Annotated in this window: 22 protein-coding genes; 10 read left to right on the top strand and 12 right to left on the bottom strand. The window is 61.4% G+C overall.

The features are described from left to right. Positions 1–34: 34 nt before the first annotated feature. On the top strand, positions 35–748 hold the full coding sequence (locus tag V6607_RS14475) for a murein L,D-transpeptidase catalytic domain family protein (protein WP_023658766.1): 714 nt from the start codon (positions 35–37) through the stop codon (positions 746–748). Positions 749–834: 86 nt separating this feature from the next. After that, positions 835–1,584, top strand: coding sequence for a creatininase family protein (locus V6607_RS14470; RefSeq protein WP_134326369.1), 750 nt, complete (start codon positions 835–837; stop codon positions 1,582–1,584). Between the two features lie 154 nt (positions 1,585–1,738). On the opposite strand, the gene V6607_RS14465 is transcribed toward V6607_RS14470, so the two are convergent. Then, a complete protein-coding gene (locus tag V6607_RS14465; RefSeq protein WP_003210199.1) occupies positions 1,739–2,080 on the bottom strand; it encodes a hypothetical protein in 342 nt (113 codons plus the stop codon). Positions 2,081–2,109: 29 nt separating this feature from the next. Then, a complete protein-coding gene (locus tag V6607_RS14460) occupies positions 2,110–2,748 on the bottom strand; it encodes an ATPase (protein WP_134326368.1) in 639 nt (212 codons plus the stop codon). A gap of 143 nt (positions 2,749–2,891) precedes the next feature. Between V6607_RS14460 and V6607_RS14455 the strand changes: the two genes are divergently transcribed. After that, a complete protein-coding gene (locus V6607_RS14455) occupies positions 2,892–3,155 on the top strand; it encodes a hypothetical protein (RefSeq protein WP_134326367.1) in 264 nt (87 codons plus the stop codon). A gap of 15 nt (positions 3,156–3,170) precedes the next feature. On the opposite strand, the gene V6607_RS14450 is transcribed toward V6607_RS14455, so the two are convergent. Both V6607_RS14450 and yfcF read right to left on the bottom strand, forming a co-directional pair. Further along, entirely contained in the window at positions 3,171–3,902 is a 732-nt protein-coding gene (locus V6607_RS14450; protein WP_003210205.1) for a GntR family transcriptional regulator, read from the bottom strand. 34 nt (positions 3,903–3,936) lie between these two features. Further along, entirely contained in the window at positions 3,937–4,569 is a 633-nt protein-coding gene (gene yfcF, locus V6607_RS14445; RefSeq protein WP_003210206.1) for a glutathione transferase, read from the bottom strand. A 170-nt stretch (positions 4,570–4,739) separates the two neighbouring features. Here yfcF and V6607_RS14440 point away from each other — a divergent pair, with 170 nt between their 5' ends. Next, on the top strand, positions 4,740–6,170 hold the full coding sequence (locus tag V6607_RS14440) for a hypothetical protein (RefSeq protein ID WP_134326366.1): 1,431 nt from the start codon (positions 4,740–4,742) through the stop codon (positions 6,168–6,170). Here the strand turns inward: V6607_RS14440 and V6607_RS14435 are convergent. Next, positions 6,167–6,715 carry a DUF924 family protein gene (locus tag V6607_RS14435; protein WP_003210210.1) on the bottom strand — a complete coding sequence of 183 codons (549 nt, stop codon included), beginning with the start codon at positions 6,713–6,715 and terminating at the stop codon, positions 6,167–6,169. The genes V6607_RS14440 and V6607_RS14435 overlap by 4 nt on opposite strands. A 103-nt stretch (positions 6,716–6,818) precedes the next feature. On the opposite strand from V6607_RS14435, the gene V6607_RS14430 reads away from it, so the two are divergent. Continuing rightward, positions 6,819–7,877, top strand: coding sequence for a HoxN/HupN/NixA family nickel/cobalt transporter (locus V6607_RS14430; protein ID WP_003210212.1), 1,059 nt, complete (start codon positions 6,819–6,821; stop codon positions 7,875–7,877). Between the two features lie 187 nt (positions 7,878–8,064). On the opposite strand, the gene V6607_RS14425 is transcribed toward V6607_RS14430, so the two are convergent. From V6607_RS14425 to V6607_RS14400, 6 genes are all read right to left on the bottom strand, one after another. Continuing rightward, positions 8,065–10,506, bottom strand: coding sequence for a TonB-dependent receptor (locus tag V6607_RS14425; RefSeq protein WP_134326365.1), 2,442 nt, complete (start codon positions 10,504–10,506; stop codon positions 8,065–8,067). Positions 10,507–10,594: 88 nt separating this feature from the next. Continuing rightward, entirely contained in the window at positions 10,595–11,542 is a 948-nt protein-coding gene (locus tag V6607_RS14420; protein ID WP_134326364.1) for a FecR domain-containing protein, read from the bottom strand. After that, positions 11,539–12,036 (bottom strand): sigma-70 family RNA polymerase sigma factor, encoded by a 498-nt coding sequence (locus tag V6607_RS14415; protein WP_102606001.1) that lies wholly within the window; start codon positions 12,034–12,036, stop codon positions 11,539–11,541. Before V6607_RS14415 ends, V6607_RS14420 begins: the two co-directional genes overlap by 4 nt. A 248-nt stretch (positions 12,037–12,284) precedes the next feature. Then, positions 12,285–14,573 carry a 5-methyltetrahydropteroyltriglutamate--homocysteine S-methyltransferase gene (gene metE / locus V6607_RS14410; RefSeq protein ID WP_134326363.1) on the bottom strand — a complete coding sequence of 763 codons (2,289 nt, stop codon included), beginning with the start codon at positions 14,571–14,573 and terminating at the stop codon, positions 12,285–12,287. 388 nt (positions 14,574–14,961) lie between these two features. Continuing rightward, complete coding sequence (locus tag V6607_RS14405) at positions 14,962–15,807, bottom strand: LysR family transcriptional regulator (protein WP_003210222.1); 846 nt, start codon at positions 15,805–15,807, stop codon at positions 14,962–14,964. A gap of 21 nt (positions 15,808–15,828) precedes the next feature. Next, on the bottom strand, positions 15,829–16,719 hold the full coding sequence (locus V6607_RS14400; RefSeq protein WP_003210225.1) for a LysR substrate-binding domain-containing protein: 891 nt from the start codon (positions 16,717–16,719) through the stop codon (positions 15,829–15,831). Positions 16,720–16,836: 117 nt separating this feature from the next. Between V6607_RS14400 and V6607_RS14395 the strand changes: the two genes are divergently transcribed. From V6607_RS14395 to V6607_RS14380, 4 genes are all read left to right on the top strand, one after another. Continuing rightward, positions 16,837–18,138 carry an FAD-dependent oxidoreductase gene (locus V6607_RS14395; protein ID WP_134326362.1) on the top strand — a complete coding sequence of 434 codons (1,302 nt, stop codon included), beginning with the start codon at positions 16,837–16,839 and terminating at the stop codon, positions 18,136–18,138. Positions 18,139–18,167: 29 nt separating this feature from the next. Continuing rightward, positions 18,168–19,256, top strand: coding sequence for a polyamine ABC transporter substrate-binding protein (locus tag V6607_RS14390; protein ID WP_338743957.1), 1,089 nt, complete (start codon positions 18,168–18,170; stop codon positions 19,254–19,256). 75 nt (positions 19,257–19,331) lie between these two features. Then, positions 19,332–19,724 (top strand): GFA family protein, encoded by a 393-nt coding sequence (locus tag V6607_RS14385; RefSeq protein WP_003210231.1) that lies wholly within the window; start codon positions 19,332–19,334, stop codon positions 19,722–19,724. Then, positions 19,717–20,190, top strand: a complete 474-nt coding sequence (locus tag V6607_RS14380) for a GNAT family N-acetyltransferase (RefSeq protein WP_134326361.1) — start codon at positions 19,717–19,719, stop codon at positions 20,188–20,190. Before V6607_RS14385 ends, V6607_RS14380 begins: the two co-directional genes overlap by 8 nt. 218 nt (positions 20,191–20,408) lie before the next feature. On the opposite strand, the gene V6607_RS14375 is transcribed toward V6607_RS14380, so the two are convergent. Beyond that, positions 20,409–21,071 (bottom strand): DUF2268 domain-containing putative Zn-dependent protease, encoded by a 663-nt coding sequence (locus tag V6607_RS14375; protein WP_134326360.1) that lies wholly within the window; start codon positions 21,069–21,071, stop codon positions 20,409–20,411. A gap of 184 nt (positions 21,072–21,255) precedes the next feature. Here V6607_RS14375 and V6607_RS14370 point away from each other — a divergent pair, with 184 nt between their 5' ends. After that, entirely contained in the window at positions 21,256–22,353 is a 1,098-nt protein-coding gene (locus V6607_RS14370) for a carboxynorspermidine decarboxylase (RefSeq protein ID WP_003211413.1), read from the top strand. Positions 22,354–22,371: the final 18 nt, after the last annotated feature.

The following is a 22,371-nucleotide window of genomic DNA, read 5'->3' as shown; positions in this document are numbered from 1 at the left end:
CTTAGCTCCCATCCACGGCGGAGATGCTTTATACATGCTGACCTTTTGCTGCCGACTCGGCCTGATCATCTCGACCTTTGCCTCGCTGAGCACCGTTGCGCTCGCAGACACGGGTAAACCTCTTACTCTGTATAGCAGCCTCGCCCACGCCGCTCCAGAACTCAACCCCGATGTACTGAAAAGAGCCTTGAGCGCCATGCAATGCGCGGTGGGCAATGGCATCGAACAGTCCGACCGGCTGGCGGTGATCGACTATTCCCAACCTTCGACCGCTCGTCGCCTATGGATCTTCGACCTGCGCAAGAAGACATTAGTGCTGCGGGATTTGGTGGCCCACGGACAAAAATCCGGCGAAAACTTCGCCACCCAGTTCTCCAACCGTGAAGGCAGTTACCAGTCCAGCATTGGCTTGTTCCGCACCCAGGAGAGCTACGAAGGCGCCCACGGCTACTCGCTGCGCATGGACGGCCTGGAGCCGGGTTTCAATGACCGTGCACGGGACCGCGCCATCGTGATCCATGCCGCCGACTATGTAAGCCCGTTGTGGAGCAAGCGCGAAGGCCGTATCGGCCGCAGCCAGGGTTGCCCCGCCGTACGCCCGCAGGTAGCGCGCCAGGTGGTGGACAAACTCAAGGACGGCCAGTTCATGTTTTCCTGGTACCCCGACCAGCGCTGGCTGAAGTCCTCGGCTTACCTCAACTGCAAGCCGCGCCAGATGGCGAGTGCCGGTACTGTCAAAGGCGGTTGATGCTCTCGCTGTTGCCGTGCACCATGCGGCTCACGCCACCAGGAACTCCACCGTGTTCCTGGGCTTGATGAGAGAGAGAACCTGAGATGCTTTTACATCAATCCACCTGGATCGAGATTGGCCAGTTTCTGGAACGCAGCCGCAGCATCGTGATTCCCATCGGCTCCAACGAACAACACGGCCCCACCGGCCTGTTGGGCACCGACTGGATGTGCCCGGAAATCATTGCCCATGAAGCGCAGAAGAACGCCGACATCCTGATCGGCCCGACCTTCAATATCGGCATGGCCCAGCATCACCTGGGCTTCCCGGGCACCATTTCCCTGCGCCCTTCGACCTTTATCGCGGCGATTGGCGATTGGGTACGCTCGTTGGCAGGCCATGGTTTCGAGAAGATCCTGTTTCTCAATGGCCACGGCGGCAATATTGCCTCGATCGAAGCGGCGTTCTCCGAGCTGTATGCCGAAGCCAGCTTCAGCGGGCGCCCGTCGGGTTATGCGCTGAAACTGTGCAACTGGTGGGACCTGGAAGGCGTGAACGAGCTGGCGCACCAGCAGTTCCCGGTGGGCCATGGCAGCCATGCCACGCCGTCGGAGATTGCCGTGACCCAATGGGCCTACCCGGATGCGATCAAGTCGGCTGACTACTCGCCGCAAATCGCCAACACCGGCCCGATCCGCGAAGCCCGCGACTTCCGCGCGCGATTCCCGGATGGGCGCATGGGTTCAGACCCGGCGCTGGCCAACCCGCAAAAAGGCGGTGAGTTGGTGGCGTTGGCGGCCAAGGGGTTGGTGAAAGCGGTCGATACGTTCAGCAGCGAGCCAAAGCCGAGCTGAATCATTTACTCAGACAATGAAGACCAACTGTGGGAGCTGTCGAGCTTAAGCGAGGCTGCGATGGGATCACCTCGGTGTCACTGTCATACCGCAGCGATGCCATCGCAGCCTCGCTAAAGCTCGACAGCTCCCACATCAGATCCTCGCTCGTCGATTACAGGCAATCCTGCGCCGCATGCTCGAACCGCGACGGCTTGAACGTCGATGCCAACGGCTTGCGCTCGTACAGGAACACCTTGCCGCCGTCCTGGGACTTGTAGACTTCGAGGATGTTGTCCGCGGCGATCTTGCTGCTCACCACGATCCGGGCATGCCGCGAATTCTGCGTGACCGTGGAGGTCATGCCGTTTTTCTCGAACTTGGGCACCACGCACTGCACGTAGGCTTCAGGGTCCTTGGCGGTTTGCAGGGTAAGGGTTGGGGCATTGGGGGCGGATGCACAGCCCGTCATCAATAAAGAAGCAGAAGCCATCGCTGGCACTAACAACACGCGCATAAAAATTCCTGAAAAATAAACGAAGTGGGCTAACCGGCAGCGACCAACGCCTTGAGCGAGGCATCGAACTGCTTTAATGCGTTCAACTGAACGTCGCGCTGCTGCCCAATCTGTGCAGCGATCTGGGGCGCCGTTTTGTCATGTACCCACACATTAGGCAAGTGCATTTGCATCGAACCCTCGGCTTTGGCGATGTATTGCAGGTCAAGGTCATAGAACTTGGCAACAAACCGCGCTTCCACCCGATCATTACGCTGGGTCAGCAATTGGTTGTAGGTATCGAGCATCACCACCACATCCGGGTGCGCCTGCAACAGCGCATGAAGGTTGTCGTAACGGGTGACCGAGGCAAAGGTGTGCCGCAACGAAGCCATCAGCCAGTCAATCGCCAGGTCCGGGTCGGAACTGTCGACGAAGGCCTGGCGAATCTGCTCGTCCAGCTGGCCCTTGGCACCATTGACCGCCATGGCGTGGTAGCGCGCCAGGTACTCAAGGTTGTCGAGGGTGTTGTCGCTGTAGAGCACGCCGACCGATTGCGAATGCTGCAACCCGACCGGGCTGGCGACGATTGGCGCCAGGTGGCTGGCTTGAAGCCCCCCGGCCGACGCAGAGCCAACCATTGTGCTCATCAGCAGCGCCACCAGGGCCAAACCGGTAAAAGTCCTCATCGCAGGGTCCTTGCACATCATGTTCAATGATGGCAATTGTCCTCCTTTTTCAGAAAAACAGAACTCGCAATACTTGATGGTGACTATTATCTAGAGCAATAGTGTCGTGCAGGCCGCCTCACACAAAATGATAAGGAACGCCTATGAAGCCCCACCAGAAAACCTTCGATCGCATCCGTGAAGCTGTGCTTCCGGAGTTTCGCGAGCGGGTTGCCGATTACCTGGTCGACTATGAGGACGTGCTGCTGGACAACGCCGCCGAACCGGAAGTGGTCTACGCGATTGCCCAGCAACTGCGTGGCTACCTGCGCGGCTTGAACACCACCCGGGTGCTGGGCATGGCCGACTGGGAAGACCTTGACCGCCGGGTGGTGCAAACCTGGCTGGTGCTGCTCAAAGCCGAATAGCACCGCGCCTCAAGCTCAGCGTATATCCACGCGATAACGGAAATGTTCGGCGTGGCCACGGCCGCGTCGCAACTCCAGGGGTTGGCCGGCGTAATCCCGGGCCAGCCGCTCGATCACCATCACCGGGCTGCCCACCGGCACCTGCAACCAGCGGGCCCACACGTCATCGATGGACTCGGCAGTGAGGGCTTCCTCGGCAGAAGCGACTACTTGCCCGCAGACTTCTTCGTAAGTGGGGTACAACAGCAATCCCTGCCGGGTCAGATCCACGTCCAGCAGCGCCTGGAACCGCTCGCGCGGCAGCCAGATTTCCTCGGCCAGCACTGGCCCGGTGTCCAGCACGTGTACCCGCACGATGCAGATTACCGGCGCATCCGCTGCCAGCCCCAGCACCTCGCTCACCGACAACGGCGCCTTCACCGGCTTGACCGACAGGATCCGGCTCTGCGGCAGCTGGCATTCACCGCCCGGGCCCTGGAAGCGGAAACACCGGAACAACGACGATTGAAACTTCGGGCGGCGCACAAACGTACCACGGCCCTGCTGGCGCTCCAGAATGCCCTCGCCCACCAATGCCTCGATCGCTTTACGCACGGTGCCGGTAGACAGCTGGTACTGGGTGGACAACACCGCTTCAGGGGGAATAGCCGCACCGGCACGCCAGTGATTATTGGCAATCTGCTCAATCAGATGATCCCGAAAACGCTGATACAACGGCAGGCGGGAGTCACTCGACAGTATATTCATGGACCAGGATTCACTTTGTAATTGAGGAGTGTGACTACAGCGACGGTCGTGCCTGCTTGACCCATTCCTGGACCGAAGGCCGTTGCCATTGGCGCTGGGCGTACGCCACCAGGTTGGCGGGTACGGTGTCACCGTTGAGGATCAGCCGATTGAGCATCACGGCCAGGTCCACGTCGGCAATCGACCACGCGCCGAACAGGTAGTCGCGGCCGTCGGCCAACAGCGCCTGCGCCGCGTTGATCAGCGTGTGGGCCGCTGCTTCAGCAACCGGCGACAGCGGTTCGCCCTTGAGCCCGTAAAACACCACCAGGGTCGAGCGTTCCTGCCGAATCGGCATCAAGTCACTGCGCAACCACGCCTGTACCTGCCGCGCTCTCGCCCGCTGGCGGGGTTCGGCCGGGTACACCGGCACCTGCGGGAACACATCCTCCAGGTACTCGGTAATCGCCGATGACTCGGACAGCGCAAACTCACCCTGCACCAGGGTCGGCACGCGCCCCGTCAGCGACAAGTGCGTGTACGCGTCAGTCTGGTTCTCGGCCGTGTCGAGGTTCAACGTGAGCAGTTCAAATTCAAGGCCCTTTTCCCGCAGGGTCACAAACGCCGACATCGCGTAGGGACTGGTGAAATGGGCGTCAACGTACAGGCTCAGCGGGCGATGGTTCACGGCGACATCTCCTTGGTGGGAGCACCACACTACGAGATCGCGCCGCGCAAATGAAATGCGCGGTTTTTATGGGGGCATTCCTGGCTGGAATACCATCGATAATGGCAATACTATGGCCCCTTGAACCCACCCGTAACGCCCCGAAAAGCGGATCAAGGAACGATCACTAGATGAAACAAGCGGTTGTCGTCATCCACGGAATCGGCGAGCAGCGCCCGATGGATACCCTGCGTGGCTTCGTCGAAGCGGCGATCCCGGCGGACACCCCCGAGGCGACGCCTTTCTATTGGAGCAAACCCGACCGGTTTTCGCGCAACTTCGATTTGCGCGTGTTGAAGTCGGCGGGTCGCAACACCACCGATTTCTACGAGTACTACTGGGCCCACAAGATGCAGGGCACCAAGGTCGGGCACCTGCTCAGTTGGCTATGGGACATTTTCAAGCGCCCGCGCCGGGATATCCCGACGGCCATCGTGCCGATCTGGCGCGCCACGCGCTGGGCCTTGCTGGCCCTGCTCGTGCTGCTGGTCAGCGGAACCCTGGCGACGCTGTATGGCCGATTCCCCCACAGCGACAACCCCTTCGCCCTGATCCCGGTGCTGCTGGCGGTGATCGGCCTGGCCCTGAAGTACTCGGCACTGTCATACCTTGGCGATGCCGCCCGCTACCTGAGCCCCAACCCGCAGAACGTGGTGGTGCGCGAACAGATCCGCGCCGATGGCGTCGACCTGCTGCGCGCCCTGCATGACAAGGGTGATTACGACCGCATCATCGTCGTCGGCCACAGTTTGGGCAGCGTGATTGCCTACGACATCGTCGGCTACCTGTGGCACGAGCATCACGATCAGTTACGCCCCGGCGGCCCGGAACTCGCCGCCCGCTACGCCAATCACGAGCGACTGCAACCGGTGGTCCAGGACACGCTGCCAAAGGCTGGAAACGCCCTCGACGGCCGCCTGCAAAGCCTCCTCAGGTTCCGCGAACAGCAAGCCGAAGCGTTTATCGAACAACGCAACCTCGGCAACCCGTGGCGCATCACCGACCTCGTCACCCTCGGCAGCCCGATGGCCCACGCCAGCCTGTTGCTGGGCCGCAGCGTGAGCGACTTCAAGCGCCGCATCGAACGCCGCGAAGCCCCCGCCTGCCCGCCGACGCTCGACGATAAGGGCTACGGCTACAGCGGCCGGCTGCCCGTCACCGTGGGCGGTCGCCCATTTTCACCGCTGTATTTGCACCATGCCGCGGCCTTCGCCGTGACCCGTTGGACCAACCTCTACTTCCCCGCGCCCCTGGGCCTGTTTGGCGACATCGTCGGCGGCCCGGTCAGCCCGGTGATGGGCCCCGGCGTACTGGACCTGCCGGTCAGCGTGGGCAAATGGAAAGGCTGGCTCGCCAGCTCCTGGCTCAGCCACACCCATTACTGGAGCGAACGCGGCGGCGCCAAGGGCTACCTGAATAAACTGACCACCGATGACGCGGCGATTACCCAAGGCGAACGTCCGTCGGCGACTGAAGCGTTGCGCTGGGCGATTGATCTCAAGGGGGTGCGGCGTTTTCGCCAGGCGGGCGTCAGAGACTTAGTGGCTGAACCCGAGGCCTAGCCCGAAAAGCCACCGTCCTCCAGGAACGCCCGCTCCTCCTCTGTCGTGACCCTGGCCAACACCTCATTACGATGAGGAAAGCGCCCGAACCGCTCGATGATGCGGGCGTGCTCCTTGGCCCAGCGGTAGGTATTGGCATCAAGGTCCTTGTTCAGGGCCACCGACAGCTGTTGATCCCCGGGATCTTCAGAATGCTCGAAGGGCAAATAACAAAACGCCCGCAACGGGGTTTCGATCGACTTGTCCATCCCCGCCTCGACCATCTGCCGCGCGTACAAACGCGCCAGCGGGTCGGTGGCGAACATATGCGCCGTGCCACGGAAGGTATTGCGCGGGAACTGGTCCAGCAGCAACAGCAACGCCAGCGCGCCTTCCGGCGTTTGCATCCAGCTCTCCAGTTCGCGCCGGGCCGCCTGCAAATGCGTGGTGTAGAAAGCCTCGCGAAAACGCCGGTCAAACCCTTCATCCTTGGCAAACCAGAGCTTGGGCCCCGCCTGTTTCCAGAACTCAATAACCGCCATTGCTGCATTTTCGATCGTCGTCACAATCCTCTCCTCACTCACTCCACAAATTTCATCATCACTCTAAACAAAATCTATAAAGTTTCGGAACGTGTCTGAATGTTTCCACCGCACACAGGTAGTGTTGATGATCCTACGCCTTGCCCAGATTTTCAGTGACTCCAGCACCCGGGTTCGCGCCAAGCTGTTTGGCATCTACGGGTTGTTGATCGGCATTAACGTCGTCGCCTGGATCTGGGCGCTGGTGGCGTTCCATGAGCACCCGGTGCTGCTCGGCACCGCGCTCCTGGCCTACGGTTTCGGGCTGCGGCATGCGGTGGATGCCGACCATATCGCCGCCATCGACAACGTGACCCGCAAGCTGATGCAGGAAAAGAAACGTCCGGTGGCGGTGGGCTTCTTTTTCTCCCTGGGACATTCTTCGGTGGTGGTCCTGGCATCCATTGGCGTCGCGTTTGCGGCCTCGGTGATGCAGGCGCGGTTTGAAGGGTTCAAGGCCATCGGCGGGGTGATCGGCACGTCGGTCTCGGCCTCGTTCCTGCTGGTCATCGCCTTGATGAACCTGGTGATCCTGCACGCGATCTACAAGGCCTGGCGCCATGTGCGCCAGGGCGGTGCGTATGTGGAGGACGACTTCGACCTGCTGCTGGCGGACCGGGGTTTCATGGCGCGGATTTTCCGCCCGGTGTTTCGCCTGATCAGCCGCAGCTGGCACATGTACCCGTTGGGTTTCCTGTTCGGCCTGGGCTTTGATACGGCCACCGAGATCGGCCTGTTGGGGATTTCTGCGACCCAGGCCTCTCAAGGGCTGTCGCCGTGGGCGATCATGGTGTTCCCGCTGCTGTTCAGCGCCGGCATGTCCCTGGTGGACACGCTGGACGGCCACCTGATGCTGGGGGCATACGGCTGGGCGTACATGAAGCCGATCCGCAAGATCTACTACAACATGACCATTACCCTGGTATCGGTGGTGGTTGCGGTGGTGATCGGCAGTATCGAGGCATTGGGGTTGATGGGTGACCAGTTGGACCTGAAGGGATCGTTCTGGAGCTTTATCGGCTCGCTGAACGACAGCTTCGGGATGCTGGGCTACATGATCATCGGGATCTTCGTGGCCAGTTGGGCGATCTCGGTGATGCTGTATCGCCTCAAGGGCTTTGACCGGATTGAAGTGAACGCGGGTTGACCGAGGGACATTCGGTCTTGTTGTGGCGAGGGAGCTTGCTCCCGCTGGGTCGCGAAGCGGCCCCAATAAGGCAATCGAGAGCCACCTGAAAGAACACCGTGTCCTTTTTTTGGGGCAGCTTCGCAGCACAGCGGGAGCAAGCTCCCTCGCCACGGGTTGTTCATTCACCCGATAGGTTTTCCCAGGCTCAGAAATCCACCGTCGCCGACAATTTCACTGTCCGCGGCTCACCCTGGGTCAGGTAGTTATTGGCCGTCGACGCCGACGACCAGTACGCCTTGTTCGCTACGTTTTCGACGTTGGCGCGCAGGGTGATGTACTTGTCATCCGCCTTGAAGCCATACCGCGCCCCCAGGTCGACGCGGGTCCAGGCCGGGATGCTCAGGCTGTTGGCGGCGTTGACGTATTCGCCACCGGTGCGCAGCATCCGTGCGCTGACCGCCGCACCCTGGATGCCCGGCACATCCCAATCCGCACCGACGTTGTACTGGAAGCGCGGCACACCCGCGGCGCGGTTGCCGTCGGTGGCGCCGTTGGAGGTGCTCTTCTGTTCGGTGTCCATCCAGGTGGCACCGGCCAGCAGGCGCAGGCCGTCGATGGGCTCGCCGAACACGTTGAGTTCCACGCCTTTGTTGATCTGTTCACCGTCGACAGTGAAGGTGTCGAACTTCTGGCCCGGGAACCGGGTGGTCGCGTTGTTCGGCTGTTCGATGCGGTACACACCCAGCGTGGCGCCATAGTTTTCCCAGTCCAGCTTCACCCCGGCTTCCGTCTGCTTGCTGCGCTTGGGCGGGAAGACTTCGCCGGGGTTGGTCACGTTCGTGAGTGGCGCCGTCGGGCCCTGGGCCAGGCCTTCGATACGGTTGGCGTAGAACGACACGTGCTCCCATGGCTTGATCACCAGGCCATAGACCGGTGTGGTGATGGACTCGGAGTACGGTGTCCCCCGTGCCCCCGTGGCCGTGTTCCAACTGTCCACCTCGATGGTCTGGCGCCGCACGCCCAGGGTCAACAGCACCCGATCATCCAAAAAGCCCAGGGTGTCGGACACCGCCGCACTCTTGATGCGGTTCTTGCCGACAACCCGCGGGTCGTGAATATCACTGCCGAAATAGGTGTTGGTAGGTCGCGGCGTTTGCGTCGGGTCGTACAGGTTGCCGGGCTGGCGGTTGGCTTGCAGGATCGCCTCGTAGGACGAGCGCTGCTCGCCCCAGATCCCCGACAGCCCGAAGTTCATCTGATGGGTCACCGGCCCCGTCGCAAAGTGCCCGTTCAAGCCGGCCATGGCGCTTTTGTTGTCTTCGTCATGGGGTGAATAGAGGAAGCCCACCTTGGCGCTGCCATCGTTGGCGACATACAGCGACGAATACTGGCCGTTCTCCCGAGTGTGCTTGGCGCCACCTGCCGCGTAGGCCGTCCAGTTATCGTTCAAGTCATATTCGGCGTTGACCATGCCGTAGGTGTCTTCCAGCTGCGACCAGCTCCAGTCCTGGGCGTAGTTGTTCTTGGCCGACGGCGGGCTGGGCACTTTGGTGCCGGTCAGGTAGACCACCGAGCGGCCGTTATTGATGCGTTCTTTCTGGTAGCCAAAGTCGGTGGAGACCCGCAAGCGCTCGCCGCGATAATCCAGGGCAACGGCGATCAACTGCGAGCTTTTGTTTTCGTCATCCACAGCGGTTTCGCCGCCGTGCCGCGCCAGGTTGACCCGGGCGCCAAAGCGGTTGTCTTCGCCAAAGCGTTGGCCAAGGTCGATGTGGCCGCCGGCCTGGCTGTCGCTGGCGTAATCGAGGGTGACGCTGCGGGTGGGCGTGTCTTCAGCGCGCTTGGGCACCAGGTTGACGCTGCCGCCGATCCCGCTGCCCGAGGGCGACACGCCGTTGACGAAGGCATTCGGGCCCTTGAACAACTCCACCCGTTCCAGGGCTTCGGTAGTGATGATCTGCCGGGGCAGCACGCCGTACAGGCCGTTGAATGCGATGTCATCGGTACTCAGCGGCAGTCCGCGAATGGTGAACACCTGAGAGAAGTTGCCAAACCCGGACGACTGGCGCACCGACGCGTCGTTGAGCAAAACGTCGCCGACGGTTCGCGCTTGTTGGTCGGCGATGGTTTTCGAGGTGTAGCTGACCACGCTGAATGGCACGTCGTTGATGGACCGATTGCCCAACACGCCCAGGCGTGCAGAACGTGCCACCTGGCCACCGGCATACGTGTCTGCCTGCGCCCCGCTCGCTTCACCGCTGATGGTGGTGGCGCCCAACTCCAACGCACCACCGCTGGCCTGGGGCACCACGGTATAACCGTTGGTGCCGGTGCCTTGCAGGGTGTAGCCGCTGCCTTGCAGCAACTGGGCAAAACCCGATTGTGCGCTGTAGCTGCCTTGCAGCCCCGGGCTTTGTTGATCGTTGAGCAACGTGGAATCGAACGACAACGGCACCCCGGACAACGCCGCAAACTGCGCCAGCACATTCCCCAGCGGCCCCGCCGCGATGTTATAGCTGCGCGCCGCACTGCTTGGCGCAGCGTCTTCTGCCTGGGCGTTCTGCAACGGTGCGACGGCGGCAAGGGCGACCGCCAGGCTCAGTGCCTTCAACGGACGGGGGCAGTACGGGAGCGGTCTGGCGGTCATGGGCATTCCTGTCGGCGCGGAGCAATGTTGAGGGTTCTCCCCTACACCGGGCGACCACGAAAAAGGTATCAGCGAAAGTTGAAAAAGATCAGCGCGGCTCGACCGTCACCCAATACCCGGTCAGGCTGCTGACCTTGACCGGCAAGGTTTCCTGCAACAGGTGCAGGCTGGCATCGGTATCGCGCAGGGGAAACGCACCCGACACCGTGAGGTCGGCAACCGAGGCATGGCAGCGCAATACGCCGGCGCGATAACGCCCCAGCTCATCCAGCAGGTCCGCCAGGCGCATATGCTGGGCCAGCAGCATGCCGTTCTCCCAGGTCAGGGTGCTGACGTCCAGCGGCTCGACGGCGGCTACCCGGTCAACACTGAAGGCGCCCTGCTCGCCCGCCTTGACGATCACCCCCTGGCCGGCATGCACCGCCAGCAACTCCACCGCGCCTTCGGTCACGGCCACTCGGCTTGCCTGCTCACCCACCCGCACGCTGAATCGGGTGCCCAAGGCCCTGGCGGTACCGTGGCGGGTCTGGACGATGAACGGGCGATGGGCCGAATCCTTGGCGGTGGTGATCAGCACTTCGCCCTTGATCAGCTCGATACGCCGCACCTGCTCGGAGAACGCGATATTCAGCGAGCTGCCGGTGTTGATCAGCAAGCGTGTGCCGTCGGGCAAGGTGAGGTTCCTTTGTTCGCCGATGGCCGTGTGCTGGTCGGCGGTCCACTGCTGCCACGGCACCTGCCGATACGCCAGCCAGGCCGCCGGGCCGGCCGCCAGCAACAATCCGAGCGCCTGGCGTCGGCCGAGGGATTTTTTGCGCCCGATGCGCTTCAAGGTATCGCCGGCAATCGCCGCCGGCACGCTGTTGAAGTCCCCCAGAATAGCCTGCGCCCGTTGCCAGGCCTGGGCATGCTGGGCGCTGCGGCCCTGCCATTGGGCGATGGCGCGGCGGTCCTCATCGGTGGCGCTGCCGGACTGCAACTGCACCATCCAGTCGGCGGCTTCACCGAGGATCAACGGATCAATCGACTGGCTCATGCCACGCTCAGGCAGGCCAGGAAGGCATCGCGCATGTAGCGTTTGACCGAAATCAGCGACACACCCAGGGCATCGGCAATCTGCTGATAGGTCAGGCCGTCGATCTGCGACATCAGGAAGGCCTGGCGGGTTTTTTCCGGCAGATCCCGCAGCATCGCCTCAATGCGGTACAGCGCTTCGAGGATCAGCCAGCGGGTTTCCGGCGAAGGTACATGCTGTTCGGGCAGGTGGGCGATGGTTTCCAGATAGGCGCGTTCCACTTCCTGGCGGCGCCAGCTGTCGATCATCAGGCCCTTGGCGATATGGGTCAGCAATGCCCGTGGCTCGGCGCCCAGGTTGCCGGTGGTTTGCCGGGTGAGCAGGCGCATGAACGTGTCATGGGCCAGGTCGGCGGCATCGCTGGCGTTGCCCAGCTTGCGGTCCAGCCAACGGTGCAACCATCCATGGTGTTCGCAGTACAGGTCCTGGATATGCAGATTGAGGGGAGACGACATGCCGATCACCGGGGCGCGCCGGGCGGTGGGGCCCAAGCGTAATTAAGAATTGATCGCATTCTAGTCTGCGCGGGGTAATGCTGGCAATTTCATGATTTTGATAACGCCGGTGACCCAATGTGGGAGCGGGCTTGCTCGCGAATGCGGTGGGTCAGTCGACATCTCCAGCGGCTGATACTCCGTATTCGCGAGCAAGCCCGCTCCCACATTTTTGATCTTCACCCGGCGTTTGATTCCGGGTGTCTGGATCAGGCCAGTTCGGCCCGCAGTTGACGCGCCGCAGTCACCATGTGAATCAGCGCCGCTTCAGTCTCCGGCCAGCCACGGGTTTTCAGGCCGCAATCCGGGTTGACCCACAGGCGTTCGGCCGGGATGCGTTTGGCTGCCTTGCGCAGCAGGTTGGCCATTTCCGAGGCATCCGGCACCCGTGGCGAGTGGATGTCATACACACCTGGGCCAATGTCGTTCGGGTAAGCGAAGGCTTCGAATGCCTCCAGCAGTTCCATGTCCGAGCGCGAGGTTTCGATGGTGATCACGTCGGCATCCATCGCCGCGATAGACTCGATCACATCGTTGAATTCGCTGTAGCACATGTGGGTGTGGATCTGGGTTTCGTCACGCACGCCGGAGGCGCACAGGCGGAACACTTCAGTGGCCCAATCCAGGTATTCCTTCCACTGCGCCTGGCGCAACGGCAAGCCTTCGCGGAACGCGGCTTCGTCGATCTGCACGATCTTGATCCCGGCGGCTTCCAGATCCACCACTTCGTCACGAATCGCCAGGGCGAGTTGCCGCGCCTGTTCTTCGCGGCTCACGTCTTCACGGGGGAACGACCACATCAGCATGGTCACCGGGCCGGTCAGCATGCCCTTCATCACCTTGTTGGTAAGGCCCTGGGCGTAGCGAATCCACTCCACGGTCATGGCTTTCGGACGACTCAGGTCACCGAAAATCACCGCCGGTTTCACACAACGGGAACCGTAGCTCTGCACCCAGCCGAAGCGGGTAAATACATAACCGTCCAACTGTTCGGCGAAGTATTCGACCATGTCGTTACGCTCGGCTTCACCATGCACCAGCACGTCCAGGCCAAGGTTTTCCTGCACTTCGACAGCGTGGCGGATCTCGCTGTGCATGGCTTCGACGTATTCGGCTTCGCTCAACTTGCCGGCCTTGTAGGACTGGCGAGCCAGGCGGATCGAGGCGGTTTGCGGGAACGAACCGATGGTGGTGGTCGGGAACAGCGGCAGGTTCAGGCCGGCACGCTGTTTCTCGATACGTTGGGCAAACAGCGAGTCACGCTGGCTGTCCTTGGCGGTGATCGCCGCCACACGGGCTTGCACCGCCGGCTTGTGGATACGCGGCGAAGCGGCACGGGCCGCCTGCACGGCACGGCTTTCGGCCAGGGCGGCGATCACGTTCGGCGCTTCAGGCTGGTTCACGGCCTGGGCCAGCACCGCCACTTCTTCGCACTTCTGCACGGCAAACGCCAGCCAGCTTTTCAGCTCGGCATCCAGTTTGTCTTCCCGGTCCAGGTCCACCGGGCTGTGCAGCAACGAGCAGGATGGCGCCACCCACAGGCGATCCCCCAGGCGCTCATGAGCATGCTGCAAGGTGGCCAGGGCTTTTTCCAGGTCGCAGCGCCAAACGTTACGGCCGTTGACCACGCCCAGGGACAGCACCTTATAAGCCGGCAGGCGATCGAGGATGGTCGGGTACTGATCCGGTGCACGCACCAGGTCGATGTGCAGGCCGTCCACCGGCAGGTTGGCTGCCAGGCCGAGGTTCTCTTCCAGGCCGCCAAAATAGGTGGCCACCAGCTTCTTCAGCGGGTCGCGCTGGATCAGGTTGTAGGCACGCTCGAAGGCGTTTTTCCAATCCTGCGGCAGGTCCAGCACCAGGATCGGCTCGTCGATCTGCACCCATTCCACGCCCAGGTCCGCCAGGCGCTGGAAGATCTGGCCGTACAGCGGCAGGAGGCGGTCCAGCAGGTCGAGTTTGTCGAAATCACCGCCCTTGGCCTTGCCCAGCCACAGATAGGTCAGCGGGCCGATGACGACCGGCTTGACGGTGTGGCCGAGGTCACGGGCTTCCTTGACCTCTTCGAACAGTTGCTCCCAACCCAGCTGGAATTGCTGGTCGGCGCTGAATTCAGGGACCAGGTAGTGATAGTTGGTGTCGAACCACTTGGTCATTTCCTGGGCGTGGGCACCGCCGCAGCAGTTGTCACTGACGCCACGGGCCATACCGAACAGGGTGTGCAGGGTGGCTTTGCCGTCGGCCGGGCGGAAACGCTCGGGGATCACACCGAACATCAGCGAGTGAGTCAGTACCTGGTCGTACCAGGCGAAGTCACCGGCGGGCAACAGTTCGATGCCGGCCTTCTTTTGCAGGTCCCAGTGCGTCTTGCGCAGTTCACGACCTACGGCGCGCAGGCCGGCTTCGTCGAGCTCGCCCTTCCAAAACGCTTCCTGCGCTTTTTTCAGTTCACGATCGCGACCAATGCGCGGGAATCCAAGGGAATGGGCAACAGCCATGACGTAAAGCTCCAATGTGTTTGTATGGGAGCCATTGTCGGGATCGAGTGATAGTGAGACAAACTCATTTTATTTTAGATGATCACAAGTTCCACTCATGATGAAATGCACCGCCCAGGCTTAAGTGATCGCGCGGCGCTCACGCTCCATGCGCACGGGAGTGGGTGGGCCTTCGTTTTGCTTATCACTGAAATAGCTGGCGGCGTCTGTTTCGGTGCCCGGCCGCTCAGCATACTTTTGCTTCCCAAGCCCCAAGGAAGCCCCCACATGGAACAGCAGCAGCCACTGACCACCCTCCTCGTTCACTTCGTAGCCCTTGGGCTCACACTCCTCGGCATCGGCAGCCTGGCGCTGCTGATGGCCTGGGCCGGGCGTCTGATTTTCTAGTTCAATCGGCGGGAATATCGGCGCTCAAGGTGCGGATCAACGCTTGCGCCTGAGAGTCCCGCTGCGCCGTATACAGCACCACTTCACGACTGGGCAGCGGCGGCAGGTCGAAACGCTGCTCCACGTCAACGCAGCCACTGGGCGCCATTCGCCCAACCATCGCGCCGATGCCAATTCCCGCCACCACTGCAGCGCCGATCGCCAGGATCCCGCTGCCCACGAACGCCTCTTCCCAGGCACGGTTCTGCTCGGCCAGCGCTGCCATCACCATGCTGCGCATGCCGCAGGGTTCCGGCTGGATCGCCAGGGGCAACGCCCCGCCCTGGCGCAATTCGAAGTCGTGGGAAGCCATCCAGCCAAAGCGTTCGATGCCCACCACTTCGCCGTCCTGGCGACGGTTGTCGTGCCGCAGGATCATCGCCACATCCAGCTTGCCCTGCTCGTAGTTCATCAACATATCCCGCGAGGTGCCGAGGCTGAACGCCACGATCACGTCCGGGTCGGTGGTCGCCAAACGTCGCAGCCACAGGCTGAGATCGGCGCCGACAATGTGGTGGCTGACGCCCACGCGCAAGGTGCGTTTCTGCGGGCCAAAACAATTCATCGCATCCTGGTAGTTGTCCAGCAAGCGGCGGGCGCTGGCCAAAAACATCTGGCCATGGGCCGACAGCGTGACCCGTCGCGGCGTGCGCTCCAGCAGCTTGCGGCCAAGGCTTTCTTCGAGGCGTTTTATCTTCAGGCTGATAGCCGCCTGGGTGCCGCCGATGGCATCGGCAGCGCGGGTAAAGCTCTTGAGTTCGGCGACCAGGACGAACGCCTGGATGGCGTCGATATCGGGCATTTTCATGGATGGGCTGGCGATAGAGAGTCAAGACGTGACGTTAGCATGCCGCGCCTGCTGACCAAACCACTGCATGATGAGCACGCAGCCTGGGTGTGACGCCGCCGATGACTGCAAGCACAATGCATACACTCCGCCGGTCACCAGCGGCTGACCAAACGGCACCACCAACACACCCCGTTCGATCGACTCGGCCGCCAGCGTCAGATCCGTCATCGCCACCCCAAGCCCGCGCGCGGCGGCATCCAGCGCCAATTCGTCAAGGTTGAACGGGATATGCCGGTAGTCGTCCAGCGACCGCGCGCCATTGGCCGCCAGCCAGGTCATCCAGTCCTGCTTGTCGGCTGAACGATGCAGCAGCGCAAAGTGTTCGAGCTGTTCCACGGAAGCCAGTGGCCCCAAACCCGGCGCGCAGACCGGCACCAATGATTCGTGGAACAAGGTCAGCCGCGCAGGATCGTTGTCGGGCTTGGGCAGGTAAAGGATGTAGGCATCGCTGTCACTCGCCGGCTCGACCACCTCGGTGGCGACGGTCTCGATTGCCAGGGAAATATCGGGATGGTTGCGATAGAAATCGCTGAGCTTGGGCAGCAGCCAGCGCACCGCCAGCGACACATGCAGGCGGATGCGAAACGGACGTTTACGAGGCGAGAGCCGATCCTCCAGCCCCTTCAGTTGCGCCAGGATGCTCCGGGCACTGGCCAGCACCTGCTCACCTTCGGAGGTCAGGCGCAGGCTGCGGCTGGTCCGGGTGAACATCGGCACGCCGAAATGGCTTTCCAGTTGCTGGATTTTGCGGCTCACCGCGCTTTGGGTCAGGCACAGCTTCTGCGCAGCCACGGTGAAGCTCGCGCAGTCGCTGACTTCAACCAACGCCTGAAGGCCCTGCAGCGAAGGCACGTGACGGATGTTATCCATGCGTTTTCCGAATGGCTGGATGATTTTATAACGTTGGTTGTATCACCGCAGGCCCTATAGATTCCAGCTGCAGCCCGAACTTATTTATGCCAGCAACGCATACAGCCGAGGATCTTCATGGAAAACACATGTGGCTGGATTGCCCAGACTGAAAGCCTCCCCGCCCGGGACCGACTCACCGGCCTACAAAAAGCCGACTGGCTGGTGATCGGCGCCGGCATCACCGGTTTGTGTGCGGCCCACAACCTGGCCGAGATGCACCCCGAGGCGCGCATCGTGATCGTCGACCGCCAGCGCGCCGCCCAAGGTGCCTCAGCGCGTAATTCCGGTTTTGTGGTGGCCCATGAGCATCCCGCTGCAAGTGAACTGATGGGCAACGCAGGCTTCGCTGACTTTGAGGTGGACACCGCGATCTCCCGCGCAGCCAGCGATGAAGTGCGCGAGCGCATCGCCCGCCATGCCATCGACTGCGACTTTCGGGACAGCGGCTACTACTTCGCCGTGCACGATCGCGACAAGCTTGCGCATGTGGATGCCAAGTTGGCGACCTTGCGTGCCGCGGGTGCTTCAGCGCAGTTCCTGCAAGGTGCCGCACTCGCGCAGACACTCGGCACCGAGCATTACCAGGCCGCCATCTGGTGCGGCCACGGCAACGCCTTGCTGCAACCGGCGAAGTATGTGAAGGGTTTGCTCGAAGCGCTGCCGGACAACGTGACGCTTTATGAGAACACCGACATCACCGGCCTTGAGCGCATGGCCAATGGCGGCATTCGCGCCGACGGCCTGGACGCCTGCATTGAAGCCGGCCAGGTGCTGGTGTGCCTCAACGCCTTTATTCCACGGGTGGGCCTTGAGGCCAGTGCGACGTTCCCGATGGAACTCAGCGCCAGCCTCACCCGCCCTCTCAGCGATGAGGAATACCGCCGGATCGGCGCAGTGGAACCGTGGGGCGTGCTGTCCACGCGGCCACTGGGTGCCACGGTGCGCCTGACACCGGACCATCGGGTGATGATCCGCAACACAGCGGAGTACCGCACCCAGGACTTGTCCAACGGCGACCTGTTGCACCGGCGCCAACACCATGTAAAGGGCTTGCAGCGACGCTTCCCGTGGCTGACCGAACAAGACATCCACTACACCTGGACCGGCCACTTGAGCGCCTCCCGCAGCGGCCAACCGTATTTCGCGCGGGTCGAAAGCAACCTGTATGCCGTCGCGGGCTGCAACGGTTCAGGCGTGGCCCGCGGCACGCTGTGGGGTCGACTGCTGGCCGAGTGGGCGTCGGGCCAGACTTCCTCGCTCCTGCACTCTGTGATGCACAGGGCACAGCCCGGCTGGCTGCCACCCCGGCCGTTGTTCGACATCGGTGCCATGCTGCGTATGGGCGTGGAAACGGTTCGAGCGCGGACAGAAATCTAGAACAAGAAACCTCGATAAAGGTGATTCACATGCACATCAACAGTCTGTCCCTGGCGGTCATCCTCAGCGCGCTCCCGCCGGCTGTGTACGCCGCCGAAGAAGTGAACATTTCCAACTGGAACGGCTACATCGCCGATGACACCTTGACCAGTTTTACCAAAGCGACCGGGATCAAGGCGACCTACGACATTCACGACAGCAATGAAGTGCTGGAATCCAAGCTGATGACCGGCAATACCGGTTATGACGTGGTGAGCCCGTCCAACCACTTCCTCTCGCGGCTGATCAAGGCCGGGGCGATCCAGAAGCTCGACCGAAGCCAACTGCCCAACTGGAAAAACCTCGACCCGTTGCTGATGAAAAAGCTGGAGACCAACGACCCGGGCAACCAGTACGGCTTCCCGTACATGTGGGGCACGGCGGGGATTGGCTACAACGTCGAGAAGATCAAGGCGATCTTCGGCACCACCGACGTCACCCATTCCTGGAGCCTGTTCTTTGATGAAAACAACATCAAGAAACTCAGCGCCTGCGGCGTGGCGATTATCGACAACCCCACGCAGATCCTGCCGATCACCCTCAACTACCTGGGCCTGCCGCACCACAGCCACGAACCGGCCGACTACAAAAAGGCCGAGCAGGCGCTGTTGAAAATCCGCCCCTACATCCAGTACTTCCATGCCTCCAAGTACATCAGCGACCTGGCGAACGGCAATATCTGCGCAGTGATCGGCTTTAACGGCGACGTGGTACAGGCAGCCGCCAGCGCCAGGGAAGCGAAAAACGGTATCAGCATCGCCTACTCGATCCCGGACGAGGGCTCGACATTGTGGCTGGACATGGTGGTGATGCCCAAGGGTGCACCGCACGAGAAAAACGGCTATGCCTATATGAATTACCTGCTGGAGCCCAAGGTGATTGCCAACATTAGCAACAGCATCCACTACGCCAACCCCAACAGCGCGGCGGATGAGCTGGTGACCCCTGAGGTGAAGCAAGACCTGGCGATCTACCCGCCGAAAAGCGTGATGGACAAGCTGTTTATCGTGGAGGACCTGCCGCCAGCGATTGCGCGGCTGGCCACTCGGTTGTGGACCAAGTTGAAGACCAATACGTGATACCGAAAACCGGACTTGCTCAAGGCTCATGGGAGAGCGGTATAGTCACTCCATTGAGCTTGGGATTGAATCAACATGGAAGGACTTCACCAGGGTAGCTGCCTGTGCGGCGCGGTCAGCTACCGAGTATCGACACCGCTGAAAGCTGTGACGCATTGCCACTGCAAAAAATGCCAAAAGAGTCATGGCTCCGCCTTCGCGACATACGCGAGTGCTCCGAAATCGTCGGTGCACATCGAGTCTTCGCTGCAAACGCTCAAGGCTTATGAATCTTCCGAGGGTGTGTTTCGTGAGTTTTGCTCACGCTGCGGCTCGTCGATGTTCTGGTCCGATATCAATGGTGTTTACCCAGACTGGGTCTCGATAGCAATCGCTACACTCGATACGCCGCTCTTGCCTGGCAAGCAGGAGCACTCCTGCGTTGACTCCAAGGCCGCTTGGCTGGATCTGGAGAATCGCAGTGGCTGAATCAGAGGACGGTTTGTCGATACGCACCCTCTCGGCGTTGCCCGAAGAGATCCTGGTATTGGAAGCAGAAGCCGTCGCCGAAGGGTTCAGGTTTCTCACGCGACTCGTTGCAGAGTGGCACAACGGCGCCAACCGATTCGACCAGCCAGGCGAATGTCTTTTGGGCGTATTCAGCAACGGGCAGTTGATCGCCGTTGGCGGTTTGTCCCATGACCCTTACGCCGGTCCGGAGGTTGGCAGGCTGCGCCGGGTGTACGTCGCACGGGCATCAAGGGGACGCCAGGTGGGCAAAGCGTTGGTGGGCCAGCTTTTGGCACGCGCTGCGCAATCCTTCCATGTCGTGCGCCTGTCTACCGACACCCACGAGGGCGCAAGCTTTTATCTGCGCTGCGGGTTTGAGCCGGTACAGGACGAACATGCAACCCACGCTAAATCATTAATTGATCAGGAGGCTTCATGCAGGTGATCAACGACAACCGGCCTGAATACGTTCGGGGGAGATGACGGTTTAATGTCAGTGTGGGTGCGTTTTTGTCATGTGGGAGCTGTCGAGCTTTAGCGAGGCTGCGATAGCGGTGTGTCAGGCAGCTTATTTATCGGCTGTGCCGCCGCCTTCGCAGCCTCGCTGAGGCTCGACAGCTCCCACAGGGGATAGGGGTTGTTTGGTGGGCTTGTATTTCAAAGTCAGGCCACCAACCCCGCTTTGGCGGCGTTGGCGAGTATGTCTTGGGCGGGTACATTGACCCATGTGGCGGCGTCCACGTCGCCCTGCGTTGCCAGCCAGGTTTCCACCATCTGGTAGCCCAGCGTGTACCCCAGCCATCTTGGCCGCGCGCCGGTACCAAAGAACCATTCGCTGTGGTCGTAATACGTGGCCTCGAGAAGCTGGCGGTCTACCGGGGCACTCAGCAGTTCCTGGGGGGCAAGCGCCCGCTCCCACAACTCCGGCTCACTGCCCAGCACCTGCCGCACAAACTGCCCGGCCAGGCCCTCACTGACCATCGCCTCCCCCAGCGTCCAGCCATAACCGGGGCCCGCCATGCGCAGGCAATGGTGCACCTCATGCACCACGTGTCGACGCAATGCACCGCTTTGCAGGCTGGTGAGGAAATTCGGGTTATCGGGATCAAGGGTCATGCTGAACATCGTGCTGCGATAAGCACGGCCCACCAGGCCGAGTTCCGGAAGGGTCTCCCCCGGCAACCGCTGGATCAGAATGTCCAGCCGCGGCGGCGGCAGCAGTTGCGCGATTGCCTCGTAGGCAACCTCAAATTCTCGGATCAACTCCGGGCGAAACTGCGCCAGGCTCCCCGAAGCTTCCAGCCAATGCAGCGTCCATGCGTCCATTCTCACCTCTCGTCGCCCAAGCCGTGGTCCGTTATCAAAGCGGCTCATCATACCTACGGGCTGTCATATTCACAGGCCAGCTTATAACCGGGCCAGCAAATTCCGCTGACTAACCTTTCGATCTGTCCCAAGTGCGGGCACAATGCGTGTCCTTTTTTGGCAGGCACCGCCGCAGGCTCTGAAAATGATCAAAACGCCGTACTACCTCATCGACAAACAGAAGCTTCTGGTCAACATGCAGAAGATCGCCTACGTGCGCGAACAGTCCGGCGCCAAGGCTCTTCTGGCCCTCAAATGCTTCGCCACCTGGTCGGTGTTCGACCTGATGCAGGAATACATGGACGGCACCACCTCGTCGTCGCTGTACGAGCTCAAGCTGGGTCGCCAGAAGTTCGAAGGTGAAGCCCACGCCTACAGCGTGGCCTGGGCCGACGATGAAATCGAAGAGATGCTCGACAACTGCGACAAGATCATCTTCAACTCCATCAGCCAGCTGCAGCGCTTTGCCGAGCGCAGCGAAGGCAAGACCCGTGGCCTGCGCGTCAACCCGCAAGTGAGCAGCTCCGACTACCTGCTGGCCGACCCGGCGCGCCCGTTCAGCCGCCTGGGCGAGTGGGACCCGGTGAAGATCGAAGGTGTGATCGAGCAAATCTCCGGTTTCATGTTCCACAACAACTGCGAGAACGGTGATTTCAACCTGTTCGACCAGATGCTCAACACCATCGAAGAACGCTTCGGCGCGCTGCTGCACAAGGTCAACTGGGTCAGCCTCGGCGGCGGCATCCACTTCACCGGTGAAGGCTATGCCATCGACGCCTTCTGCCAGCGCCTCAAGGCGTTCTCGCAGAAGTACGACGTGCAGGTGTACCTGGAACCCGGCGAAGCGGCGATCACCAACAGCGCCTCCCTGGAAGTGACCGTGCTCGACACCCTCTACAACGGCAAGAACCTCGCCGTGGTAGACAGCTCCATCGAAGCCCACCTGCTGGACCTGCTGATCTATCGCCTCAACGCCAAGCTGGCGCCAAGCAATGGCGAACACACCTACATGGTGTGCGGCAAGTCGTGCCTGGCCGGGGACATCTTCGGTGAGTACCAATTTGATCAGCCGCTGGCCATCGGCGATCGACTGTCGTTCATCGACACGGCAGGCTACACCATGGTCAAGAAAAACTGGTTCAACGGCCTGAAAATGCCGTCCATCGTAGTGAAACAACTCGACGGTACAGTCGAAGTGGTTCGTGAATTTGGTTACGACGACTACCTGTCCAGCCTTTCGTAAAGCGGACAGATAAAGGAG

Source organism: Pseudomonas sp. KK18 (genome assembly GCF_037094675.1).
GTDB lineage: Bacteria > Pseudomonadota > Gammaproteobacteria > Pseudomonadales > Pseudomonadaceae > Aquipseudomonas.
The sequence above is the reverse complement of the archived record's forward strand: the minus strand, read 5'-3'. Positions and strand labels throughout refer to the sequence as shown.